6 protein-coding genes are annotated in these 4700 nt (G+C 28.8%); 1 reads left to right on the forward strand and 5 read right to left on the reverse strand.

The annotated features are described in order from the left end of the window. From Q0370_RS09270 to Q0370_RS09290, 5 genes are all read right to left on the reverse strand, one after another. On the reverse strand, positions 1 to 313 hold a 313-nt coding region (locus Q0370_RS09270), incomplete at its 3' end, for a hypothetical protein (RefSeq protein ID WP_299574980.1). 26 nt (positions 314 to 339) lie between these two features. After that, on the reverse strand, positions 340 to 564 hold the full coding sequence (locus Q0370_RS09275; protein ID WP_299574982.1) for a hypothetical protein: 225 nt from the start codon (positions 562 to 564) through the stop codon (positions 340 to 342). Positions 565 to 752: 188 nt separating this feature from the next. Further along, positions 753 to 2183, reverse strand: coding sequence for a 23S rRNA (uracil(1939)-C(5))-methyltransferase RlmD (rlmD, locus tag Q0370_RS09280; RefSeq protein WP_299574984.1), 1431 nt, complete (start codon positions 2181 to 2183; stop codon positions 753 to 755). A gap of 30 nt (positions 2184 to 2213) precedes the next feature. Further along, a complete protein-coding gene (locus Q0370_RS09285) occupies positions 2214 to 3362 on the reverse strand; it encodes an aminotransferase class I/II-fold pyridoxal phosphate-dependent enzyme (RefSeq protein WP_299574986.1) in 1149 nt (382 codons plus the stop codon). 209 nt (positions 3363 to 3571) lie between these two features. Then, the gene (locus tag Q0370_RS09290) at positions 3572 to 3778 is read right to left on the reverse strand and encodes a DUF6290 family protein (RefSeq protein ID WP_299574988.1); all 207 of its coding nucleotides are present in this window, start codon (positions 3776 to 3778) and stop codon (positions 3572 to 3574) included. Between the two features lie 143 nt (positions 3779 to 3921). Here Q0370_RS09290 and Q0370_RS09295 point away from each other — a divergent pair. Beyond that, on the forward strand, positions 3922 to 4700 hold a 779-nt coding region (locus tag Q0370_RS09295; RefSeq protein WP_299574990.1), incomplete at its 3' end, for a hypothetical protein.

Here is a 4700-nt window from a genome sequence, read left to right on the forward strand (position 1 = left end):
TATCTTCTTCATTTTCCATATATGTTTTTTCTAATATTATTACTCTAAAGCCATCTTGTTCTGAGATTATCATTTCATCTTCATTCTCTAATATTATTTGGATATATTCTTCTTCGTATTTGCTTTCTGATATCAGTTCAAAAAAACTTTCTTTGGTTGTAAACCAATCCTTATAATTATTATTCGTAAATGGTGCTTTAATTTTTATTTTTTCTGGTTCTATATACTGTAGAAAAAAATCAAAAAATTCTTTTCTCTCTCCTTTATATTTTTTATAACATTCTAATGATATTCCTAATAATTTCTTTTCCATTATTTTCATCCTTTCAATTTTAATTTTTATATTCCAGTAATTACAATTCCTTTTATTCTTTCTTGAAATGAATTTGTATTTATTTCATCATCTATATCTAGTTTTACTATATTTTCTTCTTTTTTATAAGAAGAAGCATATGCGCTGTTAATAAACACTTCCTTTAAAGAATATAAGTATTTTTTATCTGCACTCTTATAATAACACTCCCATTGTATCCTCATCTTCATAATATTCTTTAAAAATTCCATTTATTTTTCCACTCATATAATTTCATTTTTCTTTATATTTCAGTTTTTATAATATTCTAAGTGAAGTTTATACTCACTATAATCCTCAAAATTATTAATTGAAGTAAAAAATAGACTATGGTAACTAATTTATTTGCTACCAGTAGCCCTGTTTTATCTACATTCTTCTCAATCTATTTTAAGCTCCTTTAAACATCTACTTTTTCCAGCAAGCAAACAACCTCCAAATGCGGTGTAATGGGGAACATATCCACCACCGAACACCTAACCAGCCTGTATCCAAATTCCCCAAACTTTATCAGATCTGTCATCAAAGTTTTTGGATTACAAGACACATAAATTATATTTTCAGTATTGTATTTTACCAGCTTTGTGATAGTTTTTTCACCTACACCAGCACGTGGCGGATCCAAAATTAAAATATCTGGCTTAATTCCGTTATTATCAAATTCATCTAATTTTGCAAAAACATCTCCTGCGATAAAATGTGCATTCTGGATATTGTTTAATTTTGCATTTTCGTTAGCCTTTTCTACCGCTTCTGGCACCAATTCGATTCCATAAACCTGCTTTGCCTTTTTTGAAACAATTTGTCCAATTGTACCTGTACCGCTAAATAAGTCAAAAACTGTTGCTTCGTGAATTTTTATATTTTCAATTTCTTCAAGGTATGTTAAGACTTTTCCATATAATTTTTCGACTGTCTGGGAATTTGTCTGGAAAAAGCTGTATGGACTGATTTTAAATTTTAATCCAAAAATCTCCTCTGTCAAATCACGTTCTCCATACAAAATCGTTTCACTTTCGGAAATAACCATATCCGAAAAATTATCATTAAATGTGTGTAAAATTCCAATAATTTTAAAATTATCATCCAAATTTAAGGCTAACAATCCTTCCTTAAACTCTTTTTGAAATTTTTCCTTTTCCATTTCACTAATTTGAGTCGTTGTTGCAATATTTACCAAAATCTGCTTTGTAAATTCTGCTTTTCTAATTACAAGATTTCTAAAAAAACCTATATGATCAAGTCTGTGATAAAAGTCAAAACCTGTCTTTTTACAAAATTCATTACAAAAAACATAAATTTTATTAAAATTATCATCCATTAATTTTAACCCATCAACTTCCACAATATCGTGAAAACTGTTCTGCTTATGAAGCCCTAAAATTATAGGCCCTCCTTTTGTAGCATTTCCAAAGCTAAATTCCATCTTGTTTCTATATTTATCAGGCTTTACACTTCTGACAGGCTCTTCAAAAATATAATCATACTTAATAATCTTGTCTAATTCTTTTTTTATATGTCCTGCCTTTATTTCAAGCTGCTCATCATAGGTATAATACTGATAGTTACAGCCTCCATTTTGTCTTTCAATATCATCATATATCGCATTTTTTCTCCCAGCAAAATCAATAATTTTGCAATGTATCAGCTCATACTTTCTCCGTCTTTTTACAAAAATTCCCTCAACAACTTGATTTTCTGCAGCATTAATATTCACATAAATTTTATTTTCATCAAAAAATCCATAGGCTCTGCCCTTAGTATCGAGATTTACAATTTTTAACTGTATCAAGTCTCCTTTTTTCAAACTTTTCTTTTCCGTTTTTTCCATTAATTTCTCCAATTTTCTAAATTATCATTTTTACTTCTCTTTTATATACTTTTCCACCCTCTTTATAGCCTCTTCCAATACTGAAATATCATGCACAATCGAAAATCTCACATACCCCTCTACTTGAAATGTAATTCCAGGCACAATCGCAAGTTCCGTTTTTTCCAATAAATCAAGAACAAAATCAAATGATTTCATATTTTTAAACTTCTCAATATTTTTATAAGTTGCAAAAACATAAAATGCTCCTTTAGGTTTTAAACATTCAAAACCTAATTTTTCTAGTCTATTTACAAAATATTCCACTCTATTTTTATAAATTTCAGAAATTTTCGCTGTATCAGAACATTTATCAAGAGCGGCAATTGCTCCATATTGTGACAATGTTGAGGCACTTGTCACGTTGTACTGACTCACTTTCTTCACTTGATTCTGTAATTTTTCATCGGCAATAATATAGCCTAGTCTGTAGCCTGTCATTGAATGTGATTTTGAAAATCCATTAATTATAATTAGCTGTTCCTTCAATTCATCAGAAAATTTTGCAAAGGAAGTAAATTTCTCAAAAGTAATCGCTGCATAAATTTCATCACTTATCAAGTAAATCTTTTTTTCCTTCAAAAATTTCACAATTTTAACCATTTCCTCTTCTGCAAGCGTAATTCCAGATGGATTATTCGGATATGTCAAAATTATTAATTTAGTTTTATCAGTAATATTTTTTTCTAAAATTTCTTTTGTCAATACAAAATTATTTTCTTCCAAATCAACAAATTTAGTTTTCGCTTCAGAAATCGTAATCAATGGCTCGTATCCCACATATGCAGGTGTTGGAATAATCACTTCATCATCTTTTGCCAAAATAGTTTTCAAAACCGAAGCAAGCCCCTCTGTAGAACCAACTGTTACCAAAACATTTTGAGCATTGTAATTTCCCAAAAACTGCTCATTATAGTATTTGGCAATCTTTTCTCTTAATTCAGGCATCCCTCCCACAGGAGAATATTTTATTCTGCTATTTAAGGCATGATAAGCCACAGCTTCCTTCACTTCCTGCGGAACATCGATATCAGGCTCCCCAATTGTCATATTTATCACATTTTTATAATTTACTAACCTTTCATGAATTTTCCTAATATCAGAAATTTCAATTCCTTCAATAATTGGATTTATATACATTTAAAAACCTTCTTTCTTACTTTATATTTTCAAATTTATAACCAATTATATCATACTTTCGGTTTATTTTATAATTTTTATTTCCAATAAAAAAGGCTACCCCGCTTTCCAAGATAACCTTTAATTTTTTACCTGTACACTTCTCTCTTCTATGTCCAATTTCAAAGACATGTATTAATACTTTTTTGTCATTAATTGTAGCTAAAAGTCTATAATTCCTTTATTACCTCATCTAATGAAATAAAATCTCCTGTACTTTCCTCAATAGCTTTATCCAATACAATCACATCTTCATAATCTTCGATTTGCTCCCTTATCAGTTCAAGAATAAATTCATTTTCACTTTTTCCATTTTCAAAAGCAATTTTGCTAAACTTTTTTTGCATTTCTGCTGATATTTCTTTTGTGTAAATCATTTTTACTCCCCCGATTCCTAATATGATTTTTTTTATAACATACAAAAAAATAATTTCCAATTACATTTTTTCAAATTCCCCATTGTCATTTTACACTTTTTTTGATAGAATTAAGATATAAATTTAATTTGAAAGGAAATAAAATGGATAATAAAAATCAGCAAACAATTGACGCTAGTATGATAATTAAGATCATTTATAAAAATAAATTTTTAATCGCCTTAACTACGATAATAGTTGTGATACTTTCCACAGCTTTTGTCTTTGTAAACAAATCCTTTAAATCAGACATTACTCTTTATGGAAATGATAAAGTCCTTACTGAAATTGGAGAAAATTCACAGTCTTCATTAAATTCTTTTGACTTTTACTCTTACTTGAAAAAAAATTCAAAAACTTTGAGAAATGTAAATTTGCCAGAGGATAAATTCTTTAAGGAAATGACAACAAGATTGACAGCACAGTCTGAAAATAATGATCCAACAGTAAAAGTAAAATTCACTACAAATAATAAAACTGAAGGGGAAAATTTTGCAAAAGAGTACCCAGCACTTGCACAAGGCTATCTACTTGAAAGAAAAAATAACTTTTTGGATACACAAATAAAATTATTGGAGCAACAATACAGCTTTTTAACACAAAATATCGACATACGAACTACAAAAGACTCATTAACAGATACGTTAGTTTCAAGATTGGCATATTATCGTCTATTAAGAAATGACTCAAATCCAGTTGTTAAATATGTAAATTCCATAACAAAACCTGCATTGAATAAAAAGCTGGTTATAGCTGGTTCTCTGTTTTTAGGACTATTTTTAGGAATTTTAATTGCATTTATGAAAGAATTTTCTACTACATTAGACTGGGAACTTGATTCTCTGTCTGATGTAGTGGGATTTGGTGTAGCGCCTGCGTATAT

It is taken from the genome of uncultured Leptotrichia sp. (assembly GCF_938036635.1).
Lineage (GTDB): Bacteria > Fusobacteriota > Fusobacteriia > Fusobacteriales > Leptotrichiaceae > Leptotrichia > Leptotrichia hongkongensis.